This is a genomic window from Roseomonas genomospecies 6 (assembly GCF_008365375.1).
Classification (GTDB): Bacteria; Pseudomonadota; Alphaproteobacteria; order Azospirillales; family Azospirillaceae; genus Azospirillum.
Genome location: NZ_QOKW01000020.1, coordinates 87,865 through 114,421, shown reverse-complemented (window position 1 = coordinate 114,421; position 26,557 = coordinate 87,865). Strand labels below are relative to the sequence as shown.

11 protein-coding genes, 1 pseudogene and 1 CRISPR repeat array (1 of these 13 cut by a window edge) are annotated in these 26,557 nt (G+C 69.9%); of the genes and pseudogenes, 8 read left to right on the top strand and 4 right to left on the bottom strand.

Annotated features, from left to right (window positions below; all coding sequences use genetic code 11):
* On the bottom strand, window positions 1-4,666 hold a 4,666-nt coding region (locus DS843_RS21920), incomplete at its 3' end, for a beta strand repeat-containing protein (RefSeq protein WP_286192253.1).
* 316 nt (window positions 4,667-4,982) lie between these two features.
* On the opposite strand from DS843_RS21920, the gene DS843_RS21915 reads away from it, so the two are divergent.
* Window positions 4,983-6,329, top strand: a complete 1,347-nt coding sequence (locus DS843_RS21915) for a tetratricopeptide repeat protein (RefSeq protein ID WP_149470951.1) — start codon at window positions 4,983-4,985, stop codon at window positions 6,327-6,329.
* On the opposite strand, the gene DS843_RS21910 is transcribed toward DS843_RS21915, so the two are convergent.
* Both DS843_RS21910 and DS843_RS21905 read right to left on the bottom strand, forming a co-directional pair.
* Complete coding sequence (locus tag DS843_RS21910) at window positions 6,298-8,199, bottom strand: O-linked N-acetylglucosamine transferase, SPINDLY family protein (RefSeq protein WP_286192252.1); 1,902 nt, start codon at window positions 8,197-8,199, stop codon at window positions 6,298-6,300. The genes DS843_RS21915 and DS843_RS21910 overlap by 32 nt on opposite strands.
* Window positions 8,196-9,776: a tetratricopeptide repeat protein gene (locus DS843_RS21905; protein ID WP_286192251.1), complete on the bottom strand. Its 1,581-nt coding sequence runs from the start codon at window positions 9,774-9,776 to the stop codon at window positions 8,196-8,198. Before DS843_RS21905 ends, DS843_RS21910 begins: the two co-directional genes overlap by 4 nt.
* Before the next feature lie 344 nt (window positions 9,777-10,120).
* On the opposite strand from DS843_RS21905, the gene DS843_RS21900 reads away from it, so the two are divergent.
* Window positions 10,121-11,299: a glycosyltransferase family 4 protein gene (locus tag DS843_RS21900; RefSeq protein WP_149470950.1), complete on the top strand. Its 1,179-nt coding sequence runs from the start codon at window positions 10,121-10,123 to the stop codon at window positions 11,297-11,299.
* Between the two features lie 15 nt (window positions 11,300-11,314).
* On the top strand, window positions 11,315-13,099 hold the full coding sequence (locus tag DS843_RS21895) for a tetratricopeptide repeat protein (protein WP_167525408.1): 1,785 nt from the start codon (window positions 11,315-11,317) through the stop codon (window positions 13,097-13,099).
* Here DS843_RS21895 and DS843_RS21890 read toward each other — a convergent pair.
* On the bottom strand, window positions 13,071-17,075 hold the full coding sequence (locus DS843_RS21890) for a tetratricopeptide repeat protein (RefSeq protein WP_167525407.1): 4,005 nt from the start codon (window positions 17,073-17,075) through the stop codon (window positions 13,071-13,073). The two genes, DS843_RS21895 and DS843_RS21890, sit on opposite strands and share 29 nt — an antisense overlap.
* A 307-nt stretch (window positions 17,076-17,382) precedes the next feature.
* Here DS843_RS21890 and DS843_RS21885 point away from each other — a divergent pair.
* The 5 genes and pseudogenes from DS843_RS21885 (at window position 17,383) to cas2 (ending at window position 26,460) form a co-directional block, all read left to right on the top strand.
* Window positions 17,383-18,166, top strand: a pseudogene (locus DS843_RS21885) (IS701 family transposase).
* A gap of 434 nt (window positions 18,167-18,600) precedes the next feature.
* Window positions 18,601-21,663: a class I SAM-dependent DNA methyltransferase gene (locus tag DS843_RS21880; RefSeq protein ID WP_208852296.1), complete on the top strand. Its 3,063-nt coding sequence runs from the start codon at window positions 18,601-18,603 to the stop codon at window positions 21,661-21,663.
* Between the two features lie 255 nt (window positions 21,664-21,918).
* Window positions 21,919-25,152, top strand: a complete 3,234-nt coding sequence (cas9, locus tag DS843_RS21875) for a type II CRISPR RNA-guided endonuclease Cas9 (RefSeq protein ID WP_149470947.1) — start codon at window positions 21,919-21,921, stop codon at window positions 25,150-25,152.
* On the top strand, window positions 25,149-26,099 hold the full coding sequence (gene cas1 / locus DS843_RS21870; protein ID WP_149470946.1) for a type II CRISPR-associated endonuclease Cas1: 951 nt from the start codon (window positions 25,149-25,151) through the stop codon (window positions 26,097-26,099). Before cas9 ends, cas1 begins: the two co-directional genes overlap by 4 nt.
* 55 nt (window positions 26,100-26,154) lie before the next feature.
* Window positions 26,155-26,460 (top strand): CRISPR-associated endonuclease Cas2, encoded by a 306-nt coding sequence (gene cas2 / locus DS843_RS21865; protein ID WP_149470945.1) that lies wholly within the window; start codon window positions 26,155-26,157, stop codon window positions 26,458-26,460.
* Between the two features lie 68 nt (window positions 26,461-26,528).
* Window positions 26,529-26,557: a CRISPR direct-repeat array (repeat unit 36 nt) (it continues 3,503 nt past the right edge of the window).

Sequence of the window (26,557 nt, the reverse complement as noted above, 5' to 3'; positions counted from 1 at the left end):
TCAACGTGTGCGCACCATCGGCCAGCGAAGCGGCGGCAATGGTCCAGGTTCCGGCTGCGGCCACGGTCGCCGTGCCGAGCGCCGTAGCACCTTCATAAAGGATCACGGTGCCGGCCTCGGCCACGCTCCCCGTGATGACCGGTGCCGCGACGCTGGTCAGAGTGTCGCTCGTGGAGCCGCTGTTCGACGAGACCGCCAAGCCGAGCCCCGTTGGGGCCGAAGCACTCGTGTCGATGGTCACCGTCAGCGCCGACGATGCTGTGGACGTATTGCCCGCCGTGTCGGTCACCGTGACGCTCAACGTGTGCGCGCCGTCCGTCAGCGAAGCGGCGGTGATCGTCCAGACCCCGGCCGACGCCGCGGTCGCCGTTCCGAGCGCTGTTGCGCCCTCGTACAGCACCACCGTGCCCGCTTCGGCCACGCTGCCTGTGATGACCGGTGCCGCGACGCTGGTCAGCGCGTCGCTCGTGGACCCGCTGTTCGACGAGACCGCCAAGCCGAGCCCCGTTGGGGCCGAAGCACCCGTGTCGATGGTCACCGTCAGCGCCGACGAGGCTGAGGACGTATTGCCCGCCGTGTCGGTCACCGTGACGCTCAACGTGTGCGCGCCATCGGCCAGCGAAGCGGTGGTGATCGTCCAGGTTCCGGCTGCGGCCACGGTCGCCGTGCCGAGCGCCGTAGCACCTTCATAAAGGATCACGGTGCCGGCCTCGGCCACGCTCCCCGTGATGACCGGTGCCGCGACGCTGGTCAGAGTGTCGCTCGTGGAGCCGCTGTTCGACGAGACCGCCAAGCCGAGCCCCGTTGGAGCCGAAGCACTCGTGTCGATGGTCACCGTCAGCGCCGACGAGGCTGAGGACGTATTGCCCGCCGTGTCGGTCACCGTGACGCTCAACGTGTGCGCGCCATCGACCAGCGAAGCGGTGGTGATCGTCCAGGTTCCGGCTGCGGCCACGGTCGCCGTGCCGAGCGCCGTAGCACCTTCATAAAGGATCACGGTGCCGGCCTCGGCCACGCTGCCGGTGATGACCGGTGCCGCGACATTGGTCAGCGCGTCGCTCGTGGACCCGCTGTTCGACGAGACCGTCAAGCCGAGCCCCGTTGGGGCCGAAGCACCGGTGTCAATGGTCACCGTCAGCGCGGACGAGGCCACGGAGGTGTTGCCGGCCGTGTCGGTCACCTTGGCGGTCAGGCTGTGCGGGCCGTCTGTCAGCGAAGCGGCGGTGATCGTCCAGACCCCGGCCGACGCCGCGGTCGCCGTGCCGAGCGCTGTTGCGCCCTCGTACAGCACCACCGTGCCCGCTTCGGCCACGCTGCCGGTGATCACCGGGCTCGTGACGCTGGTCAGCGTGTCCGCTGTCGAGCCGCTGTTTGACGATGCCGACAGGGCGAGCCCCGAAGGAGTGGCCGCCGTGGTGTCAATGGTCACCGTCAGTGCGGTCGAGGCTGAGGACGTATTGCCCGCCGTGTCGGTCACCGTGACGCTCAACGTGTGCGCGCCATCGACCAGCGAAGCGGTGGTGATCGTCCAGGTTCCGGCTGCGGCCACGGTCGCCGTGCCGAGCGCCGTAGCACCTTCATAAAGGATCACGGTGCCGGCCTCGGCCACGCTGCCGGTGATCACCGGTGCCGCGACATTGGTCAGCGCGTCGCTCGTGGACCCGCTGTTCGAAGCCGTGGTCAGGGACAATCCCGTCGGCGCCGAAGCACTTGTGTCGATGGTCAGCAGGAAAGACCCCGACGGCTCGCTTTCGACTCCGGATGTGACCACCTTGGCGGTCAGCGTCCAAGCGCCGTCGGCCATCGCCGTGCCGGGGGCCACCGACCAGGCGCCGGAGCCGTCGGCCGTTCCCGTCCCCAGATCGACACCGTTTCCGTACAGATGCACGACGCTGCCGGCGTCGGCGGTTCCGGTCAGGGTGGGCTGGGATGCGTTCGTCAGCGCGTCGCCGGGCAGGCCGCTGTCCGACGCCGGAGCGAGCGCCGGGGCGGACGGGCTGGCCGGCAGGACGATCAGCGTGTCGGTGCCGTTGAGGGTCAGCGTCTGGAACGGCGTATAGACGGTCTCCACGCCGGAAACGAACAGGGTCCCCTGGTTGCCGGGCGGGGAGAAGGTCACCATGTCGATGCCGGTGCCGCCGATCACCGTTTCCAGCAGCGACACCGTCAGCGTGTTGCCGCTGCTGCTGAGGGTCACCACGTCGGTGCCGGAACCGCCGGTCAGTGTTTCGACGCCGCCCACCAGCAGCGTGTTGCCGCCGGTGCCGAGCGTCACCGCGTCGGTGCCGCTGCCGCCGGTCAGCGTTTCGATGCGGCTCACCGTCAGCGTGTTGCCACCGCTGTCGAGCGTCACGACGTCGGTGCCGGCGAGACCGCCGGTCAGCGTTTCGATTCCGCTCACCACCATGGTGTTGCCAAAGGTGGAGAGCGTCACCACGTCGGTGCCGGAACCGCCGGTCAATGTCTCCAGCCGCCACACCGTCAGCGTGTTGCCACCGCTGTCCAGCGTCACCACGTCGGTGCCGCTGCCGCCGGTCAGGGTTTCGACGCCGCCGATCAGCATCACGTTGCTGCCGGTGCCGAGCGTCACCGCGTCGGTGCCGCTGCCGCCGGTCAGCGTCTCCAGCAGCCGGACGAGCAACGTGTTGCCGCTGGTGCCGAGCGTCACCACGTCCGTTCCGGAGCCGCCAGTCAGCGTTTCGATGCCGCTCACCGTCAGCGTGTTGCCGCCGCTGCCGAGGGTGACGAACTCGGTGCCGGTGCTGCCGGTCAACGTTTCGATGGACGACATCAGCATCGTGCTGCCGAAGGTGCCGGTGAGCGTCACCGCGTCGGTGCCGGCGCTGCCGGTCAGCGTGTCCAGCCGCGACGCCGTCAGCGTGTTTCCCCCGCTGTCGCCGAGCGTCACGACATCCACGCCGGATGTGCCGTTCAGCGTTTCGATGCCGCTCACCAGGACGGTGATGCCGCTGGAGGTGACCGACACCACGTCGATGCCGGAACCGCCGATCAGCGTCTCCAGGGAGGTCACCGTCAGCGTGCTGCCGCCGCTGTCGCCGATCGTCACCACGTCGGTGCCGGCGCCGCCGATCAGCGATTCCAGCAGGGACACCGTCAGCGTGTTGCCGCCGCTGAGGAGTGTCACGGCGTCCGTTCCAGTGTTGCCGATCAGCGTCTCGATGGACGACACCCTCAACGTGTTGTTGCCGGTACCGAGGTTCACCACGTCGGTGCCGGACCCGCCGGTCAGTGTCTCCACCAGCCGGACCTGCATCGTGTTGCCGCCGCTGCCGAGCGTCACCATGTCGATCCCGCTGCCGCCGGTCAGCGTTTCCACGCCGATCACCAGGGTCGTGTTGCCGCCGGCGCCGAACGTCACCACGTCCGTCCCGGCGCTGCCGACCAGCGTCTCCAGCGCCCGCACCGTCAGCGTGTTGCCGCCGCTGTTGCCGAACGTCACCACATCCGTGCCGGCGCTGCCGGTCAGCGTTTCGATGCCGCTCACCCTCAGCGAGCCGCCGCTGCCGATCGTCACCACGTCGGTGCCGATGCCGCCGATCAGCGTCTCCAGCAGGGCCACCGTTATGGTGTTGCCCCCGCTGCCGAGCGTCACGACGTCCGTGCCGGAGCCGCCGGTCACCGCTTCGACGCGGCTCACCAGCATCGTGTTGCCGCCGGCGCCGAGCGTCACCACGTCCGTGGCGGTGCTGCCGGTCAGCGTTTCGATCCCGGTGACGAGATAGGTCGCACCGAGGGTGCCGAGCGTCACCACGTCGGTGCCGGTGCCGCCGGTCAGCGTGTTGATCTGCGACAGCGTGACCGTGTTGCCGCCATTGCCCAGCGTCAGGACCACGGGCGAGATGTTGCGGAAATACTCCTTGTTGCCGCCGTCGAGGCCGAACAGCAGGTCAAGGTCGCCGTCGCCGTCCAGGTCGCCCAGGGCCGGCCGCGGGTAGGCCCCCGGACTGCCCGCCATGAAGGCGTTCGTCCCGACCAGCGAGAAGGTCGGCGAGGCGGTCGTCCCGGTGTTGATGTAGACGACGCTTTTGACCATGAGGTCGATGTCGCCGTCGCCGTCGATGTCCTTCAGCAGGGGCGAGGCGAAATCGTCGGCCTTGACCATGCCGAAGAGGTTGGTGCCTTGCAGCGAGAAGGTGGGCGCCAGCCGCGTGCCGGTGTTGCGGAAGAAAAGCAGATCGCCGCCGTTGTTGCCGATCAGCAGGTCGAGGTCGCCGTCGCCGTCCACATCGGCGAAGCTCGGCGTCCCAAAAGTGCCGCTGGACTGGATGCCGAAGAGGTTGGTGCCTTCCAGCGTGAAGGTCGGCGCCAGCGTGGTGCCGGTGTTGCGGAAGAACTGGACCGTGCCGGCGTGGTTGCCGATGAACAGGTCGAGATCGCCGTCGCCGTCGATGTCCGTCAGGGTGGGAAGCGCGCCGCCCTGGCTGATGTTGGCGAGGCCGAAGGGATTGGTGGCGTCCAGCGAGAAGGTCGGCGCCAGCGTGGTGCCGGTGTTGCGGTAGAGGATCGTGTCGCCGGACACGTTGCCGATCAGCAGGTCGAGGTCGCCGTCTCCGTCGATGTCCGCCAACGCCAGGGCGGCCTCGTTCCCGCTGTTGGCGAGACCGAAGCTGTTGGTGCCGATCATCGTGAAGGTTGGATTCGCCACGCTCTTTCAACCCTTCGCCAACGCAGCCGGTAGTAGCACCAGCCCTAAATGAACAAATGTAGGATAAAATCCTAATTATCAGTATATGAAGCTCTTGTCGGCTAAAATGTTGCGTAACGATATCTGTTCGCCCACAAATGGAATGAACTTCGGCTACGAATGTCTGGATGGCTGAGAAACCATCACTACCTTTCGCTGAAAAGGCCTTGAACCGTTGCGCCGTTCAGCGGCTGCGGGTTGCAGTGCGGATTTCAACGCTCCCCTTGTGGGCGATAAGCGGTGTTCGACCCAATCTCTGATGACGGAAGACGGACTCATGCACGGGGATGGCCGCAGCGACTCGGGTACCGACGACGATCCGCTCGGGGGCGCGGTGGACGCCGCCCTCGCGGCCAACCCCCGCGACGGTGGCGCCTGGAGCACGCTCGGCCTCCTGCTGCGCCGCGCCGGGAGGCTGGAGGCCGCCATCGCCTGCCACCGGCGAGGGCTGGAGTTCGCGCCGGACAAGGCCGGTATCTGGAGCAACCTGGGCAACGCCCTGACGGAGGCCGGCCGAATCGAGGAGGGCGTGGCCGCGCAGGCCGAGGCGCTCCGGCTCGATCCGGGCAACGCGACCGTTCTGCACAACGGAGTGGTCGCTCTGCGCAAGGCGGGGCGCTTCCGGGAGGCGCTGGCGCTGATCGACCAAGCCATGATCCGCCCGACTCCCGAGCTGCAATGGGAACGCGCGCTCGTCCGGCTGCAGGTCGGCGACTATGTCCACGGCTTCACGGACTACGAGGCCCGCCGGGGGCTGGCCGCCTACCATGGCCGGACGCCGTCGGGACTGCCGTGGGACGGCGGCCCGCTGGAGGGGCGCACCATCCTGCTGTCCGCCGAGCAGGGGTTCGGCGACGCGCTGCTGATGGCGCGCTACGTGCCGCTGGTCAGGGCTCTGGGGGGCCGGTTGCTGTACGAATGCCATGCGGAGCTGCGGCGGGTGCTGGCGGGGCTGGAGGTGGACGGCTTCGTCCCGGCGGGAGGCCCGGTTCCGGCCTTCGACGTGGAGGCGTCGCAGATGAGCCTGCCGGGCCTGTTCGGCACCACCCTGGCCTCGGTTCCGCCCCCGGTGCGCCTGACCATCCCGGTGGAGGCGCGGGAGAAGGCCGCCCGCCGCCTCGGCGCGCGGGAACCGGGCACCCTGCGCGTCGGGATCGTGTGGTCGGGCCGGGTCACTTTCGCCGACAATGGCCGGCGCGCCGCCAGCCTCGCCCGCTTCCTGCGCTTCGCCGAGGTGCCGGGCGTGCGGCTGTACAGCCTTCAGAAGGGGCCGCCGGAGGCCGAACTCGCCGGTCTCGGGCCAGCCGGCCGCCTGGTGACGCCGCTCGGCCCCGACCTGGAGGACTTCGCCGACACGGCGGCGATGCTGGAACAGCTCGACCTCGTCATCATGACCGACAGCGCGGTCGCGCATCTCGCCGGGTCGCTCGGCACGCCGGTCTGGAACCTCGTGCAGCACGTCCCCTACTGGGTCTACGGCTGTTCCGGCGCGCACACGCCGTGGTACCCGACGATGCGGCTGTTCCGCCAGGGCCGCGACCTGGATTGGGGACCGGTGTTCGCCGCGGTGGCGGACGCCCTGCGCGACGAGGTCAGCCGGCGGACGGGTCGGTCGAGGAATTGAGCCAACCGTGCCACAGGCCGCGGTATGCGTCCTCGACCGCGCCCGCGAAGCCCCGGTGGTCCAGAAGTGGGGATCGTTCGAGCATCCCCCGCAAATCCCGGCGCAGCGCGGCGAGGCGCGGCGGGTCCTGAGCCAGGGCGACGGCACTCTCCACATAGCCGGCCTCGTCCGTGGCGACGAGGTCCGGCAGCCCGCATCGGGTCAGCAGGCTGGCGCCCACCCGCGCCACATGGTGCCTGCCGGCCAGCGTGATCACCGGCACGCCCATCCACAGCGCCTCGCACGTCGTCGTGGTGCCGTTGTAGGGGAAAGGGTCGAGGGCGATGTCGAGGCGCCCGTAGGCGCGCAGATGGTGGTCGGTCGCGGGCAGCGGCGGCAGCAGCTCGACCCGGCCGGGCGCCACGCCGTTGTCCACGAACAGGCGGGCGTAGCGGCCGCGCGTCGGCGGGTCCGCGAAGGCACCGCTCTTGAGGAGCAGCCGGGCCGACGGCAGCCGCGTCAGGATGGCCGACCAGACCCGCACCACCTCCGGCGTCACCTTGGCGGCGTTGTTGAAGGACCCGAAGGTGATGCCACCGCCGCCCGGCGCCGGCGGGTCCTGCGGCGCGTCGATGCCGGGGGGAGGCCGGTAGGCGAGGAACCCCGTGGGAAGGCGGATCAGCCGCTCCGCGTGCCAAGCGTCGGTCCGGCCCGGCGGATCGGCGACGGCGTCGGTCAGGCGGGCGTCCATCGCCGGCATCCCGGTGGTGTCGGGATAGCCCAGCCAGGCGACCTGGACCGGGGCCGGTTTGCGGGCGAAGATCAGCGGGCGCCCTCCGGCGGTGTGGCCGGCCAGATCGACCAGGATGTCGATGCGGTCGCGCTCGATCCGCGCGGCGGCGGCGGCATCGTCCAGGCCGGCGAGCGACCGCCACCCGTCGGTCAGCGCCGTCAAGCGGCCGGTCACGGCGTCCTCGCGCCGCGACAGGGCATAGCCGACCACCTCCACCGCCTTGCGGTCGTGCCCGCGCAGCAGGGCTTCGATGAAGTGGGCGCAGGCGTGGGCGCGGAAGTCGGGCGAGACGTACCCCACGCGCAGCCGGCGGTTGGGGCTGCGGTCGTTGGCGAAGCGTTTGCCTGGCGGCGCTGGCGGCATCAGGGGCCGCGCATGCCGCTCGTTCCAGAAGGCGTGGGCGCGGGCGATGACCTCGGGCGGCACCCAGGGCGTGTAATGCAAGGCGAGCAGCAGGTTGGAATGCAGCAGGGCAAGGCCGGGGTGACGCTCCAGCCCGCCTTGCAGGACCTGAATGGCCTCGGCGATGCGCCCCTGCGCCTTCAGCGCCTCCCCCAGGTTGACGACGGGCTGCGGCAGGTCCGCCCGCGCCGCGATGGCCGCCCGGTAGAGGTCGATCGCGAGGCTCGACTCCCCCATGCGCTTGTGGACGTCGCCCAGATTGCTGAGCGCCTCCCCCATGCCGGGCGCCAGCCGGAGCGCCCGGCGGTACGCGGTCGCCGCACCCGCGTCATCGCCGGCGGCTTGGCACAGGTTGCCGGCGTTGAACCAGGCGTCGGCGTGGTCAGGGCGCAGGGACAGCGCAGCGCGCAGCGCCGCAGCGGCCTCCTCTCCCCGGTTCTGGTCGGCCAGCGCGCAGGAGAGGTTGCAACGGATCGCCGCGTCCTCCGGCGCCGTCCGGACGGCTTGGCGGTAGCGGACGACGGCCTCCTCCGCCCGTCCGGTGGCGCGCAGCAGGATCGCCAAGTTGTTGTTGGCGTGGGGGTGTTGCGGATTGTTGCGCAGGACCGCGCGGTAAGCGGCCTCCGCCGTGTCGAGCCGCCCGGCCCGGTGATCGGCCATCGCGGCGGCGAGGTCCGCATCGCTTCCGGCGGTCACCGCAGGCCCGCCTCGTCGAGAATGGCGAGCAGCCGGTCGGCCGCACGGCTCCAGGTGAAGCGTTGCAGCAGGTGGTCGCGGGCGGACGGAAGGACGTCGCCGCGAAGAATGCCGGCCAGAATGGCCGCCGCCGCGTCCTCGTCCGGGCTCCACCAGTCGAGCCCGTGGAACGGCGGAAAAGGCTGGTCGCTGTAGGGGAGCCGCGCCGGACCGACCGTAGCCGGGATCAGGCGGGCGACCCGGTCGTCCAGGTAATCCACATAGGCGGAATGGCGCGGCGCGATCAGGCCCAAGCCCAGAGCGCCCGCCCGGACCATGGGGAGGTCCCAGCCCTCGCCATGCGACATGCTCCAGTAATGGGTCGCCGTGCGGACCAGCGCCGTCATGTCCGCGTCCGTCAGCGTGTGTTCGACCAGCACCACGGGCGCCGCCTCCGCCAGCCGCCGGCCCACCACGGATTCCGAGCGCCGGACCAGGGTGGCGAGTTCCGCGCGCAGGGCCGGGCTGGCGCCCTTGCCCAGCTTCAGGATCAGCACCGCGTCGTCGGCCCGCGTCGTGCTGCGCAGCCAGACCCGCAGCAGCCCGTCGATGTTCTTGCGCGGCGTGAAGTCGGAAATGTTGAGGAAGCGGTGCCGGTAGCCGGACACCGGGCGCCCTTCGGGATCGACGAGGGTCAAGGGGGCGCCGCCGGCCGATTCGTCCGGGTCGACACCCTGCGGGCAGACGCGCAGGCGATCCTCCGGAAAGCCTGCCGCCGCCCAGGCGATGCGGGACGATTCGCAGGGCACGACGATCAGGTCGCTGAGGTCGCTCTGCCGCCGCCAGGCGGACGGAATCCGGGTTCCCTCGAACACGGTGAAGGTCACCGCGGCGAGGCCGGGCACCCGCTCCACCACGGCGGGCGTGACGAAACTCACCATGGTTTTGGCCGGCACCGGCCGGTCGAGGTCCTCGCCCGTCCAGGATTCCGCCCCCCGGACCCCAATCGCCTGGAGCGGCACCCCCCGCGCGCGCAGCGCCTGGACAAAGCGCCGGCAGGCATAGCCGTAACCCGTGCTGTTGGCGAAGGCGCCGCGGATGACCAGTCCGTCGCCCGTGCCCGCGTGGGGAACGGCTGCCGCGGCCAGTCGATAGCGCCGGCACCGCTCCAGGCCACCGGTCGCACCGGTGGCGGTCGGATCGAGCCGAAGCGCGCGGCGGAAGGCGTCCGCAGCCGGCACCACCCGGCCAAGGCGCAGCAGCGATTCGCCGAGCTGCACAAAGGCGGCGGTGCCGTCCGGGGCGATGGCGATCGCGCGGCACAGGTCGCCGATGGCGCCCGCGACGTCGCCGTTGAGGCTTCGCACCGTGCCCAGGTTGAACCAGTGAACGCCTGTTCGCGGAGCGGACCGGGCCACCCGCCGGAAGAACCGCAGCGACGCGTCGAAGTCCCCCATTTCCCCCGACACCGTGCCCAGAAGGTTGAGCGCGCCGGCATGCCTGGGCCCGGCCACCAGGACGGCTCGGCAGGCGCCGATGGCGTCATCAAGCCGACCGGCGCGGTAATGCCGGGTTGCCGTCTCGATGCTGGCCGTCACGGCCGATCCTCCCCTGTGTGTCAGGGCAACGCAGTGAGGTTGGAAAACGGCCTGCTTTTCCCTCTCCCCTCCGGGGAGAGGGGAGGGTGAGGGGGCAGCACAGGCAACGCCTGTGCCAGGGGATTGCCAAGGGGCAGAATGCCCCTTGGTGGCGCGCGAGCGCGCGCCAGCCCCCTCACCCTCCCCACCGCTGCGCGGTGGGTCCCCTCCCTCTCCCCGGAGGGGAGAGGGCAATTCCCGCAGCCGTTAAACCAAGCCCATTGATCCGCCCTAATGTATCGGCCTCCGCCTTCTGCTATCCTAGCGTCACCGGCGCCGCGTGGCGAGGCTGGGTGAGGCCGTGCGTGGAACAGACTCTGGCGTTGACCTGGCAGCTTTCCGAAATCCACGGCTGGGGGTTGGTCGGCGTCCACACGACGCTCCATCTGGTCGAGCAGGGCCGCCCGCCGCTCCTGCTGGAAAGGCCGCTGATGTCCACCCTGCGGCCGGAAAACCGGGAACGGCTGGAAGTCCTGGCCGACGGCCACCGGCAGATCGCCGCCATCGCCGCCCGCTCCGCCGCCCAGTCCGCCAACCGCGTGCTCGGCCTCGACGGCTGCACGGTCCTGCACGCGCTCGGCAACGGCTTCGTGCCGGGCCCCCTCTCCGCCCAATTCCACGGCGACCGCAACGTGGGGGTCATCGCCTTCGAAGACACGCTGTTCGACCGGGACACGCTGAACCGTGCGCGGCGGTACGACCGGCTGGTGGTGCATTCGACCTTCAACCGGGACCTGCTCGCGGAGCAGGGCATCACCGGCGTGGCCTGCGTCTTCCAGGGGGTGGATTTCGACGAGTTGCGGCCCGTGCCCCCGGCCAAGCGCTTCGGCGACCGCTTCGTGGTTTTCTCCGGCGGCAAGCTGGAGTTCCGCAAGGGGCAGGACATCGTCCTGGCCGCCTTCCGCCGTTTTTACGAGCGCCATCCCGATGCGCTGCTGGTCACCGCGTGGCACAACCCCTGGCCCCACACCTCCGCCGACATCGCGCAGTCGCCCCTGGCGCCGACCGCCCCCGCCGTGGGAGACAACGGCAAGCTGCGCATCGTGGAATGGGCGATGGCCAACGGCCTGCCACCGGAAGCCTTCGTCGACATGGGGTTCCTTGAGCGCCGCCAGCTCCCCGGCATCCTGGCGGAGTGCCACGCCGCCCTGTTCCCGAACCGCTGCGAAGGCGCCACCAACCTCGTCGCCATGGAGGCCATGGCCTGCGGCGTGCCGGTCATCCTGTCGGCCAACAGCGGCCACTTGGACCTGATCCGCGACGGTGCCTGCCTGCCGCTCGGCCACCAGTCCCCGGTGGCCGACCCCACGGGCCGGCGCCGGGGCTGGGGCGAGTCGTCCGTGGAGGAGGCGGTCGAACGGTTGGAAACCCTCTACACCGACCGGGCCGCGGCCCGCGCCCGCGCCGACCGGGCGCAGGCATTCCTGCGCGGCGAGCGGACGTGGCGCGCCTTCGCTGAAACCTTTGTCGCGGCGGGGGCCTAGGGCATGGCGGAAGACATGGCGGATAGCCCGGCAGCGCTCCTTGCGGCGGGCCTCGCCCACCACGGCGCCGGCCGCCGGGCCGAGGCGGAGACGGCGTACCGCCGGGTGCTGGCCGCCCGGCCCGACCAGCCCGACGCGCTGCATCTGCTGGGCGTGCTGGCGCTCCAGGACGATCAGCCGGCGACCGCGGCCGAGCTGATGGCCCAGTCCATCCACCGGCATCCCGGCAATCCGGCCTGCCTGTCCAACCTCGCCAGCGCGCTGCGGCGGCTTGGCCGGCGCGACGAGGCGCTGGCCCGCTGCCGGAATGCCCTGGCGCTGGACCCCGCTTTTGGCGATGTCCTCAACAACCTCGCCAACGTCTTGGCCGACCGGGGGGATCATGCCGGGGCGGCGACGGTGTTGCGCCGGCTGCTGCGCCTGAAGCCGCAACTGACCGAGCAAAGGGTGCAGCTCGCCCAGACGCTGATCCTCGACGGCCGGCCTGGGAAAGCCGTCGAGGAGCTGATGACCCTTCTGGGCATGACGCCACTGTCGGTCGCCGCCTACGCCACGCTGGGGCTGGCCTGCAGGCGCCTCGGCCGGGTGGAGGAGGCGGTCCGCTATTACCGTTGCGCGTTGGGATTCGCGCCGGGCGACGCGGGCGTGCTCAACAACCTGGGCGTCACGCTTCAGGATCTCGGGCACCTGGACGAGGCCGCAACCTGCTTCCGCCAGTCCATCGCGCTCCAGCCGGACGCCGCCCACGCCTACCTGAACCTCGGCCTTGCGGCGCGCGACGCAATGCTGGTCGATCAGGCGGTGGACGCGGCGCGGACCGCGGTCCGGCTCGCCCCCGCGCTGGCGGAGGCCCACACCGCGCTCGGCTTCGGGCTGCTGCTCAAGGGCGAGTTGGAGGAGGGGTTCGCGGAGTACGAATGGCGCTCGCGCATGGCCGACTTCCCGTCGCCCCGGCGGAGCTTTCCGTCACCCGCCTGGGACGGGCGCGACCTCGCCGGGCGGACGCTGCTGGTCCACGACGAGCAGGGCGTGGGGGACACCATCATGCTCGCCCGCTACGCCCCGCTGTTGCAGGCACGGGGCGTCCGCGTGATCGTCGAGTGCAACACGCAGCTCGTCCGCCTGCTCTCCGCCATGCCGGGCATCGCGGGCGTGGTCGGCCGGTTCGACGCCCTGCCGCCGCACGACGCCCATGTCGCGCTGGCGAGCCTGCCGCACCGGCTCGGCACCACGCTCTACACCATCCCCGCCGACGTGCCCTACCTGTGGCCCGAGCCCGCGCTGGCCGAGGCCTGGGCGGAACGTTTGGCGGGCACGCCGGGGCTGAAGGTCGGGCTGGTTTGGGCGGGCAATCCGGAATTCAAGGGCGACCGCTTCCGCTCGGCACGGCTGAGGGACTTCCTTGTGCTGCTGGAGGTTCCAGGCGTCGCCTTCTTCGCTCTTCAGAAGGGGCGGGGGCGTCAGGATCTGGACGGCTGCGGGCCTTTGCCGGCGTGCTTCATGGATCTTGGCCCGGACATCGCCGACTTCGCCGACACCGCCGCGCTGGTCGCCGGGCTGGATCTGGTGATCACGGTGGATACCTCGGTCGCGCATCTGGCGGGGGCGCTCGGCCGCCCTGTGTGGACGGTGCTGCCCTTCGCCCCGGACTGGCGCTGGCTGGGCGCCGGCGTCTGCACGCCGTGGTATCCGACGATGCGCCTGTTCCGCCATGACCGGCGCGACGACTGGCCATCGGTCCTGGCCCGCGTCCGCAACGCCCTCCACTCCCTCAGCCGGACCCGCTCCGCCGGGCGGTGAGCGCCGCCAGCGCCGCCGCCACGCGCTCCACGGCCGGCGCCCAGGCGCCCGGCTCCGGCTGGTGGAACAAGCGGAGCGTCGGATACCAGGGACTGTCGTCGCGGCCGGTCAGCCAGCGCCAGCAACCGTTGTAGCGCGACAGCACCCACACCGGCTTTCCCAACGCCCCGGCCAGATGCGCGACGGAGGTGTCCACCGTGATCACGAGGTCCAGCCCGGCGACCAGCGCGGCGGTGTCGGCGAAGTCACCGACCTCGTCCATCCAGTCCAGCAGTTCCATGCCGGGCGGCGGCTCCTTCGCCTGGGCGGCGGGCGAGCCCTTTTGCAGACTGATGAAAGCGACGTCGGTCACCGCGGCGAGCGGGGCCAGCGCCGCCAGGGTCAGGCTGCGCCTCCGATCCACCGCGTTGGCCTTCGGGCTGTGCGGCCGCGGGTCGCCCGACCAGACCAGCCCGACCTTCAGCCGCCCATCCAGCCGCCCATCCACCCGCCCGTTGGCCGGAAGGCGGGCGCGCCAGCGCTCGGCGTCCGCCGGATCAGGGGTGAGGTAGGGCATCTCCGCCGGAATATCGTCCAGCCCGGTGTTGAAGGCGCGCGGCAGGCTCATCAGCGGGCAGTGCAGGTCGGTCACCGGCAAGGGGTCGTGCAGGTTGTGCACGGACAGGAGGCCGGGCATCCGCTCCGCCAGCCGCCGCAACGCGCTGTGCACGGCCAAACGGACCCGGCCGCCACGTTGCGCGACCAGCGGCGCGTAGCGCATGAAGTGCAGCGCGTCGCCGTGTCCCTGCTCCGCATGCAGCAGTATGGTCCGGCCGTCCAGCGGCTCCCCGGTCCACAGCCGGCCCGGGGCCTTGGGCACCGGGAGTTCCCCGACCGTCCAGCGCGCCTCGTAATGCTCCCACCCCTCGCGCAGGCGCCCGGCCTTGAGCAGCACCAGCGACAGGTTGAAGCGCGCCGACGGGTTGTCGGGGTCGAGGTCGAGGATGCGGCGGAAGCCCGCCTCCGCCTCCTCCAGCCGCCGTAGGTCCAGCCCGGTCACGGACAGGACGTTCAGCGCCGGCGGGTGGCCGGGCACCAGCGCCAGCGCGCGGCGGCACAGCCGCTCCACGGTGGTGTAGTCCTCTGCCGAAGCGGCCTGGGTGCGCAACGCCTCCGCCAGATTGGCGTAGGCGACGGGATGGTCCGGGGCGAGCGCCAGCGCGCGGCGGAAGTAGGCCAGGGCCGACGCGGTCTCGCCGATCTCGTGCAGCGCGTTGGCGTGGTTGTTCCAGGGATCGGGATAGCCGGGCCGCAGCGCCACGGCACGCCGGTAAGGCAGCCGCGCCTCTCCGAAGCGTTGCGCGCCGAGCAACGCGCCGCCGAGGTTGTTCAGCGCCTCCGGAAAGTCCGGCTGCAGCGCCACGGCGCGGCGCAGGCAGCCCTCCGCTCCCTTCGGGTCCTTGCGCCTCAGCCGGATGTCCCCCAGGCTGCGCCAGGACTGCGCGGCGTCGGGGCTGAGGCGGAGCGCCCGCGCCAGCAGCGCTTCGGCCTCTGCCAGCCGGCCCTTGAGGGCGCAGGCGCGCGCCAGATGGTCCAACCCTTCGTCCCGGGCCGGGTTCAGCGCCAGAGCGTGCCGGTAGGCCACCACGGCTTCGCCGCTGCGCCCGCCATCGAGTGCGGCGTGGCCGAGCGCCCACCACGCGTCGGCCAGTTGAGGGGCCAGCCGAACAGCCCGGCGGGCGAGCCGGTATCGCTCCGCCGCCCCGGCCAGTTTGGCGAGGTTGACCAGCGGTTCGGCGTAGGCGGGGTCGATCACGGCGGCCCGCCGGAACCGATCCATGGCATCGCCGGACCGATTGGCGGTGCGGTGCAGCTCCCCCTGCGAATTGAGGAAGGCGGCCCGGCTGCTCTCCAGGCGGACCGCGTGGCCGAGCAGAGCCGCAGCGGCTGCCACCCGCCCGCCGGTGAGCGCCGTCAGCCCCAGCAGGTGCTGCGCGTCGGCATGGCCGGGGTCGAGCGCCAGCACATGCCGGTAGCCACGGGCCGCAGCCGCCGTCCGCAGCGCCCGGTGATCGGCCAGCGCGGCGGCCAGGATTGTGGGTATGGGATCGGCTCTCCCTTCCCCCGCCCGCTCCGCTGCCCATTTTGCTAAAGCGGCGGCGACGCGCGCGACGACCGGGTCCCAGGCGCCGGGCTCGGGCTGGCGGAACAGCCGCATGGTGGGGTACCAGGGGCTGTCCTCCCGGTGATCGAGCCAGCGCCAGCAGGCGTCGAAGCGCGACAGCACCCACACCGGCCGGCCAAGCCCGCCCGCCAGATGGCACACGGAGGTGTCGACCGAGATGACGAGGTCCAACCGCTCGACCAGCGCCGCCGTGTCGGCGAAGTCGCGGAGGTCGCCGGTCCAATCCACGATCTCCAGGCCGGGGGGAGGCGCCTTGGCCTGCGCCCCCGCCTCGCCTTTCTGGAGGCTGTAGAAGGCCACGCCCGGAATCCCGGCGAGCGGCGCGAAGGCGGCCAGGGTCAGGCTGCGCCGGCGGTCGACCGAGTTGGCCTTGAAGTCGTCCCGGCGCGGTTCCCCCGCCCAGACCAGCCCGACCTTCAACCGGCGTTCGCCCGCCAACCGGTCGCGCCAGGTCCGCCGGTCCTCCTCCGCCGGGACGAGGTAGGGCAGCGCGGCCGGGATCGTGTCGATCCGGGTGCCGAGCAGGCCAGGGACGCTCAGCATCGGCGCGCACAGGTCGCAGGGCGGCGGGGCCTCGTCGAGGCCGTAGGCGGCAGCCACGCCGGGCGTCCGGGACAGCAGGCGCTTCAGCGCCGGCTGCACCTGCACCACCACCCGCGCCCCCTGCCGCGCCAGCAGGGACGCGTAGCGGACGAAATGCAAGGTGTCGCCGTAACCCTGCTCGGCCACCAGCAGGAGGCTCCGCCCGTCGAGGGGGCCGCCGTCCCAGGCCGGGGCATGCGTCGGGTAGGCCGATCCCCACATCGCCCAGCGTGCCTCGTACAGCGGCCAGCCGCGGGCGAAGTCGCCCGTCGTCAGCAGCGCCAGCGACAGGTTGAAGCGGGCGGCCGGGCTCTTGGGGTCGAGCCGTAGGGCGCGCCCGGTCCAGGCAATGGCTGCGCCGAGATCACGCAGGGCGTGGAACAGCAGGCCACCGTTGATCAGCACCCCGGCCCGGTCGGGCGCCAGGGCCAGGGCGCGGCGGGCGTGGGCCATGCCACGCCGGAAGTCGCCCCGCATCATGCACAGCAGGCAATCCTGGGCGTCGGCCTCCGCCGCCGCCGGGTCCAGGCGGCGGACCCGCTGAGTCAGCGCCAGCGCGCCGTCATGGTCGCCCGCCTGCATCAGCGCCGTGGCGAGGTTGCCGCAGAGCCTCGCCTCCCCCGGCGCCAGGGCGACGGCGCGGCGGAGCTGAGCGACGGCGGCCGTCTCCTTGACCTCCGCCAGAGCGAGGCCGTAGGCGGCACGCGCCGTCGCGTCGGCGGGGGCCAGCACGGCTGCGCGCCTGATGATCCGCAGCACGGCGTCGGGCCGGTTCAGGTCCTGCAGCATCAGGCCAAGGCACTGCCAGCCCGCCGCCAACGCCGGATCGAGCACCAGCGCCCGCGCGGCCGTCCGCCGGGCGGCCCGCATCCCGCCGGCCTGCTGGTGCAGCGTGGCGAGCGCCACCAGCGCCCTGGGGTAGTCCGGGCGCAGCCGCAGCGCGCGGTGGACGGCGATGGCGGCCTGGGCCGGCCGGCCAGCCAGCCGCAAGGCCTCCCCCAGATTGTGCAGCGCCGACGCCCGGCCGGGTTCCAGCAGCATCAGCCGCGCGAAGCAGCGGGCGGCCAAGCGGAACCGCCCGTCGTTCAGCGCCAGCCCACCCAGCCGCAGCCACGCCTCCCCGACCATGGGGTCGGCGGCGAGGATGCGGCGAAGGACGACCTCCCGCTCTGAGAGCGCGGTGAAGCTGCGGCTTCGGAAGGCGACGTCCGGGGCGCCAAGGTCGGTCATAGGGGCGTCTGCCAGATCGTCGCACCAGCCCGGCTCCCTTGCACGCGCATTTGCGCACGCGTGTGATCTTGGGCCAAAGTTCCAAGCGCAAGAAAGGCGAGCTTGAGTTGCATGATGATCTCGGCTGCTCCCAGGCTCGTCAGTTGTGACGCCGTCTCGCGTACCACAGGGCGTAGTCCTTGATCCAGCCCCTGAACTATGCCCGTTTCCGACCCGCTGCAACGTGTTGCACGGAGGTGGTGCAGTTTGAAAAGGCCTCTTCCCTTGTAATGCTACTGTGTCATAGAAGGCTTGCCATATAGGAGACATGGCACAGAGGGGTTTGGATCGCCCCGATGCGGCTGAGCGCCGGTTCGATGAGTATCTGGAGGCCATCGCCGGTGTGTTGGGGCACGCTGACCGGCACGCGCCGATGCGCGCCTATTGCAGGGGTCTGTTGCTGCCGGGACAGCGCATGACACCGGCGTGCCGAAGAAGGGCAAACAGTCGGTCGGCGTGGCGCGGCAGTATTGCGGGCAGATCGGCAAACAGGACAACTGCCAGGTGGCCGTTACCCTGTCGGTCGCCAAGGATCACGCCAGTCTGCCCATCGCTCACCGCCTTTCCCTGCCGGAAACCTGGACGGACGATCCTGCCCGCTGCCGCACGGCCGGGGGGCGCCAAGAGCCTCCCAGGGCAAACCTGGCAGACGATCACATGGCGGGAGGGAACAAATGCGCCTTTGTCGTCGCGTTTCGCCGCCGGAGGAATGCCTGTTGGTGGAATGGCCGGACGGGGCGCCGGAGCCTGCCAAGTACTGGCTGTCCACCCTGCCGGCCGACACGCCGCTCATGGAGTTGGTCACCGCCGCGAAAGGCCGCTGGCGCATCGAGCGCGATTATCGTGAGCTCAAGCAGGAGGTCGGGCTGGGCCACTTCGAAGGGCGCGGCTGGCGCGGCTTTCACCATCATGCCAGCCTGTGCATCGCCGCTTATGGCTTTCTGGTCGCCGAGCGGTGTCTTTTCCTCCCTGAGCAACGCATCGAAACCGGGCAGCGCGCGGCGCCTGTCGTATCCGAAGAATACAGGCTCCGAGGGGTTGGTGCGTCCTGAACGCCACGCGCCGACGTCCATCGCCTCCGTCCATCGCCTCCGTCCAGCGGCGACCTTCAATCGGCTTGGCGCAGCGCCTGCCGAGGTGCCCATGTTGCCTTCAGGCTTACCAAGCTCAACAGCGGTGTTTATGACGCAGCAGTAGTATGTCGGTGCGGTAATGCTATGTAAATGAAAAGAGAAGGTTGGAAATAATACGCATGAATGCATTTGTTTCCTGTGCAAAATGATTTGCGCAAGTAGCTTCGCTAAATAATATTTTAAGTTTTCATGTTCAGCATTCTTGCAGTTAAAACACGGAAGAATGCACTTTCATGCTTGACGACGCCATGCGACCTCGCATGACGGTGGAGGAATTCGTCCGCAAATGGAAACGATCTTCACTGGGCGAGAGTCAGGGAGCACAACAACATTTCGTCGATCTTTGCCATGTCTTGGGGGAAAAGACTCCGGCAGATGCCGACCCGACGGCGAAGGACTATTGCTTCGAAAAGGCCGTCGCCAAGACCGATGGGCGGCCCGGACGCGCCGACGTTTGGAAACGCGGCTGCTTCGCCTGGGAATACAAGGGACCCGGACGCAACCTGGAAACGGCCTATGCGCAGCTTCAGCGCTATGCGCCGTCCCTCGACAACCCGCCCCTGCTGATCGTCAGCGACATGGTCCGTATCCGGGTCCACACGAACTGGACCAACGCCGTCACGGAGAAGCACGAGATCGGCCTGACCGACCTGCGCGACCCCGACCGCCTGAACATCCTGAAATGGGCCTTCACCGCTCCGGAACGGCTGCGTCCCGGACAGACGCGGACCATGCTGACCGAGGAGGCGGCCGGGCGTTTCGCCGCCCTTGCCGCCCGGCTTGCGGGACGCGGGCATGACCGCTGGACGGTGGCCCATTTCCTCATGCGGCTGGTCTTCTGCATGTTCGCGGAGAATGTCGGCCTGCTGGGCGAGCGGATGTTCACACGGCTGCTGGACGAGGCGGCCCACGAACCGGCGGAGTTCGTTCCGCTGGCGGAGCAACTGTTCCGTTCCATGCGCCACGGTGGGCGGGTCGGGTTCGAGAAGGTCGATTGGTTCAACGGCGGCCTGTTCAACGACGCCGACGCGTTGCCCTTGGAGGCCGGCGACATCGCGATGGTGCGCGAGGCGGCGCGGCTGGACTGGTCGGACATCGACCCGACGATCCTGGGAACCCTGTTCGAACGCGGATTGAGCCCCGAACGGCGCACGGTCCTGGCGCGCGAGGTGGTGCGGCGTGACCGCTCCGGCCTGTCGCAGGGGGCGGTCGGCGTCTACTACACGCCGGAGCCCACCATTCTGAAGCTGGTGGAGCCGGTGGTCACCCGCCCCTTGCGCCGGGAATGGATGGCGGCGCGCGACCGCATCGTCGCTTTGCTGGGCAAGGCCAGGGCCGCCGCGCCCACGGAACGCGAGCGCCTCCGCCGGAAGGCACGGGCGCTGTACGACGGCTTTCTGGACCGGCTGCACCGCTTCCGCGTGCTGGACCCGGCCTGCGGCTCGGGCAACTTCCTGTATCTGGCGTTGCGCGCGCTGAAGGACCTGGAGCACGAGGTGGTGGTCGAGGGCGAAGGCTTCGGCTTTCCCCGCCAACTGGAGTTGGACCTGAAGGGCAACGCGCGGCCGAAGACCATCGGGCCGGAGGCGGTGCTGGGGATCGACGTCAACCCGCTGGGCGTCGAACTGGCCCGCATCTCCGTCTGGATCGGCGCGATCCAGTGGATGCGCCGTCATGGCTACGACGTGCCGCGCAACCCGATCCTCCAAAGCCTGAAGACCATCGAGCAGAAGGACGCCCTGATCGACCTGATCGGCGGCGAAGCCCGCTGGCCCGACGCCGAGACCCTGGCCGCCGATGAGGATAAGGACAGGAAGAACGGGAACGGGGAGCCGTACCGCGTGGTCATCCTGGGCAACCCGCCCTTCCTTGGCGACAAGTCCATGCTGGGCGAGTTGGGAGAGGAGTATGTGACGCGCCTGCGCCGGCTGTTCGCCGGGCGGCTTTCCGGCAACGTGGACCTCGTGTGCTACTGGTTCGAGAAGGCCCGCGCCTTGCTGGAGGAGGGCAGGGTGGAGCGTGTCGGCTTCGTCTCCACCAATTCCATCCGGGGCGGGGCCAACCGTAGCGTGCTCGACCGCATCCGCGCGAGCGGCACCATTTTTGACGCTTGGTCCGACGAGCCCTGGCAGGTGGAGGAGGGGGCCGCCGTCCGCGTGTCGCTGGTCTGCTTCGGCCCCAAGGGCATCGACGAGACGCCCCGGCTGGACGGGAAGGAGGTCCCGGAGATATTCGCCGACCTGACCGGGGGCGGGGTGGACCTGACAACGGCGCGACCGTTGGCGGAGAATGGCGGGGTGTGTTTCGAAGGCATCAAAAAGTATGGGGCGTTCGATGTTCCAGGTGCGACGGCCCGCGCGTGGCTGGCTGGGCCGTTGAATCCGAACGGGCGACCGAACGCCGACGTGCTTCGTCCTTGGCTGAACGCCATGGATGTCGTGCGGCGTCCGTCGGACACCTGGGTGATCGATTTTAACGGTTTGAACGAACAGGAAGCCGCGCTGTACGAGGCGCCCTTTGAACATGCCTTGCGCCATGTCCGCCCTGAACGGGCCAAGGACCGTAACTTGCGCACCCGGCAATTGTGGTGGCTGCACGAACGCTCCCGTCCGGAACTGCGTGCGGGTCTGGCGGGGCTTACCCGGTGCATCGTCACCCCGGTTGTTGCCAAGCACAGGGTCTTTGCCTGGCAACCGACAAGCGTGCTGTCGGCAAATCTTTTGGATGTGATCGCACGCGACGACGACACTGCGTTCGGTATCCTGCACAGCCGCTTCCATGAACTGTGGGCGTTGCGCCTGGGAACGAGTCTCGAGGACCGGCCCCGCTACACGCCGTCCACGACCTTCGAGACCTTCCCCTTCCCGGACGGCCTTACCCCTGACCGTCCGGCATCGGCCTATGCCGACGATCCGCGTGCGAAGGCCATCGCGGCGGCGGCGAAGCGGCTGAATGAACTGCGCGAGAACTGGCTGAACCCGTCCGACCTCGTGGAGGCGGTGGACGAGGTGGTGCCGGACTACCCGAAGCGCTTGCTGCCCCGCGACGAGCGCGCAGCCGCGATCCAGAAGACCCGCACGCTGACCAACCTCTACAACCAGCGTCCGGCGTGGCTCGTGCAGGCCCACGCCGCCCTCGACGCCGCCGTGGCCGACGCCTACGGCTGGCCGGCAGACCTGTCGGACGAGGAGGTGCTGGAACGTCTGCTGGCCCTCAACCACGCGAGACTGGCAGCGAGCGAGAACAAGCGCCGGAAGAAGGTGGGCAAATTGCCCAACCCCAATGCGCCGCAGTTCTTCTACTCGTTTTCCGGAGACAAGGCGGAGGCGTCGGTTTCCACGGAAGCCGGTTCGCCTGGGACAATCCTCCCTTCCGTGCAGTCGGGCCAAGCGCGGAAGCTGAAAAGGACGGGTTGACCGCAGCCGTGGCGTCCCGAAACAAGAAGGGGCAGGCCGTAGCCTGCCCCGCATCTTGTGCCCGCCGGAGCGGGCTTGTTAACGGCTGGACCTCGGTTTCCCATCGGCTAAAACAGGTATCGTTTCCAGCTACGGAGAGAGTACCACAACCCTTCACGCGGTCAAGGGTTGTGGTACTCTCGACTATGAATGGTGTTCGATAAGGCTGCCGCCGCCGAACACGCGCATATTCCTTTTGGGGAGCGGACCGATCCCATGCAGCCCTATCGCCTGTCCCTTGATCTTGGCACCAATTCCCTTGGCTGGTGCGTGCTCGAACTCGATCACGACGGACAGCCGAAGGGCATCCGGCGCATGGGTGTCCGCATCTTTCCGGATGGACGCAATCCCCAGGACAAGAGTTCTCTCGCCGTGGCGCGGCGGATCGCGCGGCAGATGCGGCGGCGGCGTGACCGGACGCTGGTGCGGCGCGACCGGCTGATGGCGGCGCTGATCCGCTTCGGCCTGATGCCGGCGGATCGGGCGGCGCGCAAGGCGCTGGAGACGCTCGATCCGCTCGCTCTGCGCGCGCGGGGGGTGACCGAGCGGCTGGAAGCGAACGAGATCGGCCGGGCGTTGTTCCACATCAACCAGCGCCGGGGCTTCAAGGCGATGCGCGGCACCGGCGACGAGGAGGAGGCGGGCAAGATCCGCACCGCCATCGACAAGCTGGAAGTCCAGATGGAGGAGGCCGGTGCCCCGACCCTCGGCGCCTTTTTCGACTGGTTACGCGCCAACGGGCGCAGCGTGCGCGCCCGGATGGTGGGGAGGGGCGCCAAGGCCGAATACCCCTTCTACCCGGCCCGCCCGATGCTGGAGGAGGAGTTCGACAAGCTGTGGGCGGCACAGGCGTACCACCACCCCAACCTGCTGACCGAGGAGGCGCGGACGACGCTGCGCCACCGCATCTTCCACCAGCGCCCGCTGAAGCCGCCGGCGGTCGGCAAGTGCTCGCTGTTCCCCGACGATCCGCGTGCCCCGCGCGCGCTGCCCTCGGCGCAGAGGTTCCGGCTCTACACCGAACTCGCCAACCTGCGGATCATCGCGCCGGACCGCAGCGAACGCCCGCTGACCATCGAGGAACGCGACCTGATCTTGCGGGCGGCGAAGGCCAAGCCCACCAGGAAGGCCATCACCTTCAAGGACATCCGCAAGGTCCTGAAGCTCGGCTCGGACGTGGAGTTCTCCCACGAATCCACCCGCCGGCCGGAGCTGGCGACCGACGAGACCTCGGCCCTGCTGTCCGACAAGAAGCGCTTCGGCCCGCGCTGGGCGAAGCTGACCCTGGCCGAACAGGACGAGGTGGTCGAGCGGCTGCTGTCGGAAACCGACGAGGGCGCGCTGATCGACTGGCTGGCCGCCCGCTGGGAGCTGGAGCCCGAAGCCGCCGCCCGCGTCGCCGACACGCCGCTGCCCGACTTCCACCTGCGCATCGGCCGGAAGGCTCTGGCCGCCCTGCTGCCGGTGCTGGAGCGGGAGGCGCGCGAGGGGCGTCCGATCCGCTACGACGAAGCCGTGCCGGTCGCCATCCCCGGCGCCCACCATTCCGACCGCCGGCCGGGGGAACAGCTTTACACGCTGCCCTATTACGGCGCGGTTCTGGAACGCCACGTCGCCTTCGGCACCGGCGATCCCAAGCACTTGGACGAAAAGCGGCTTGGCCGGCTCGCCAACCCCACGGTGCACATCGGGCTGAATCAGGTCCGGCTGGTGATCAATGAGCTGATCGAGCGCTACGGTCGCCCGCAAGAGATCGTCGTGGAACTGGCCCGCCCGCTGAAGCAGAGCCACGAGGCCCGCCGCCGCGCCGAGAAGGAGCAGGCCGGGAATCAGAAGAAGAACGACGACCGCAAGGCCCTGCTGCGCAGCGTCAACGCGCCGGTCAACGGCCGCAACCTGATGAAGCTGCGCCTGTGGGAAGAGCAGGGGAGCGGCGTCAACCGCCGCTGCCCCTACACCGGCGAGACCATCGGGTTGGAGCTTCTGCTGTCCGAAAAGGTGGACATCGACCACATCCTGCCCTTCTCCCGCAGTCTGGACGACAGCGCCGCCAACAAGGTCGTCTGCCTGACCGCGGCCAACCGGGAGAAAAGCAACAAGACGCCTTGGGAGGCCTTCGCCGGGGACGAGGGGCGCTGGTCCCAGATCCTCGGCTGCGTGGAGGACCTGCCGCCCAACAAGCGCTGGCGCTTCGCCGAGAACGCCATGAACCGCTGGGACGAGGAGGGCGGCTTCCTCGCCCGGCAGATCACCGACACCCAGTATCTCGCGCGGCTGGCGCGGGAGTATCTGCGCCACGTCTGCCACCCCGACCGGGTGCGCGTCTCGCCGGGGCGGCTGACCGCTCTGCTGCGCCGGCGCTGGGGCGTCGATTCCATCCTGCGCGACCACAACCGCGAGGGCGGCGATCCGCCGATGGACGCGACCTTCGCCAAGAACCGCGACGACCACAGGCACCACGCGCTGGACGCGGCGGTGATCGGCTGCATTGACCAGGGCATGGTGCAGAAAGTGGCCCAGGCCGCTTCCCGCGCGGAGGACACCGGACTCGACCGGCTGATGGACGATCTGGATGAACCATGGAAGGGCTTCCGCGACGAGTTGGCCGCGCGGGTGCGCGGGCTGACCGTCTCGCACAAGCCCGAGCACGGCACCGGCGGCCGCCTGCACGAGGACACCGCCTACGGCCCAACCACGGAAAAGGAGCGGGAGAAGGGCTTCAACCTTGTTTACCGCAAACCACTGGACGGACTGACGGAAAAGGAGATCGCCCGCATCCGCGACCCCGACCTGTGCCGGGCGATGCAAGAGCGCGTGGCCTTCCACCGCAACGGCCCGGACCGGCTGGACGTCAAGCAGGCGGTGGCGAAGGCGGCGGAGGATCTGGCGGCGACCGCGCCCTGGATCGGCATCCGCCGCGCCCGCCTGCTGGCCAAGGAGGCCGACCCGATCTGGCTCAAGGGGCCGGACGGGGAGCCCTACAAGGGCCTGATCGCGGGCGACGTGCACCACATCGACATCGTGGCCCTGTCCGACGGCCGCTGGACCGGCCGCGCCGCGACCCTCTTCGAGGCGCACCGCACCGCCCTGCCGGACGGCCGCGCCGCGCCTTACGTGCCGGCGGAGGGCGAGCGTTTCGTCATGCGCCTGCACAAGGGCGACCTCGTGAAGCTGAAGCATGACGGGCGCCTGCGCATCATGCGCGTGGCCCGGCTGGAGCCCGCCAACAACCGCGTCCGCATGGCAGAGAATTTCGAGGCGGGCGAGCTGGACAAGCGCCACGCCGACCCGGACGACCCGTTCCGCTGGCTGATTATCGCCTTCAGCGTGCTGCGCCAGCGCGAGGCGCGGCGGGTCACGGTCGATCCGCTGGGCCGGGTGTGCGACCCCGGCTTTCCGAAATGGGCGACGACTCCCGCCGCGCCCTCCGACCTGGAAGCCGCCTCATGACCGGCCGCATCGTCGAGATTGCCGAGGACGGCCGGCACCTGTCCCTGTCGCGCGGATTTCTGGTGGTGGAGGCGCGGGGCCAGGAGATCGGCCGGGTCCCTTTGGACGACATCGGGTCTGTGGTGGCGAACGCGCACGGCCTGACCTATTCCAACAACCTGCTGTTGGCCTTGTCAGAACGGGGAGTGCCGGTGGTGCTGTGTGGGCCGAACCATGTGCCGGCGGCCTTCCTGTGGCCGGTGGACGGCCACCATGTGCAGGCCCAGCGCATGCGCGCGCAGCTCAACGTCTCGGTCCCGCAGACGAAACGGCTGTGGCAGATCCTGGTGCGCGCCAAGATCCGCCAGCAGGGTGCGGTGCTGGAGGCGCGCGGCGCGCCCTCCGGCGCCTTCGAGGCCCTGGCCCGCAAGGTGCGTTCCGGCGACCCGGACAACATCGAAGCGCAGGCCGCGCGCCGTTACTGGCCACTGTTGTTCGGCGACGATTTCCGGCGCGACTCGGACGCGGGCGGCGTGAATGGGCTGCTGAATTACGGCTACGCGATTCTACGCTCCACCGTTGCGCGCGGGGTGATGGGGGCGGGGCTACACCCCACGCTTGGGCTGTTCCACCGCAACCGGGCCAACCCGCTGTGTCTCGTGGACGATCTGATGGAGCCTTTCCGCCCCTTCGTGGACCTCGCCGTGCTGCGGCTGGCCGAAGCCGGGCATGACGAGGTGACGCCCGAGGCCAAGCGCTTCCTGGCGCTCGTGCCGTCGCTGGATCTGCCGACGGCGGAGGGAACGACGCCCCTGTCCACGGTGGTGATGCGGGCGGCGAGATCGCTGGCGCAGGCCTACGAGAGCGGGGACGCCACGCTTGATCTGCCGGCGGGCGAAGGCAGCAAGGCGTGGGCGCCGATGCCGCTGGAATGGCCAGCACCTCCAAAGGTGCCGCAACCGGCGTGATGGGGCAGGCCTACGGAGGGGCAATCAGGCGGCGATGCTGAGCGGATACCGGATCATGTGGATGATGGTTCTGTTCGACCTGCCGGTGCTGACCAAGCGCGAGCGCAAGGCTGCCACGAGCTTCCGCAAGTTCCTGCTCGACCAGGGATTCGAGATGTCGCAGTTTTCCGTATACCTGCGCCATTGCGTGGGCAAGGAGCAGGCCGAGGCCCTGACCCGCCGAATCGAGAAGGCTGTGCCGCCAACCGGCAAGGTGCACATCGTCTTCATCACGGACAAGCAGTATGAGACCATCGTGTGTTTCGACGGCCGCGTGCGCCAGCCATCCCGGAAAAATCCGGAGCAATACGTGCTGTTCTGACCCGCGCGGAGAGGGATTCCGTGCATGTGGAGGGCGGGATAAGGCTGCCTTTTCAGAGCCTTATACCGCCGCGTGCCGATGGGAAAACGCGGTCCAA

Excerpts from the sequence above, each read along its gene's own strand:
- DS843_RS21890 (WP_167525407.1), bottom strand. The coding sequence starts at position 17,075 with ATGACCGACCTTGGCGCCCCGGACGTCGCCTTCCGAAGCCGCAGCTTC.
- DS843_RS21915 (WP_149470951.1), top strand. The coding sequence starts at position 4,983 with ATGCACGGGGATGGCCGCAGCGACTCGGGTACCGACGACGATCCGCTC.
- DS843_RS21895 (WP_167525408.1), top strand. The coding sequence starts at position 11,315 with ATGGCGGATAGCCCGGCAGCGCTCCTTGCGGCGGGCCTCGCCCACCAC.
- cas9 (WP_149470947.1), top strand. The coding sequence starts at position 21,919 with ATGCAGCCCTATCGCCTGTCCCTTGATCTTGGCACCAATTCCCTTGGC.
- cas1 (WP_149470946.1), top strand. The coding sequence starts at position 25,149 with ATGACCGGCCGCATCGTCGAGATTGCCGAGGACGGCCGGCACCTGTCC.
- cas2 (WP_149470945.1), top strand. The coding sequence starts at position 26,155 with ATGTGGATGATGGTTCTGTTCGACCTGCCGGTGCTGACCAAGCGCGAG.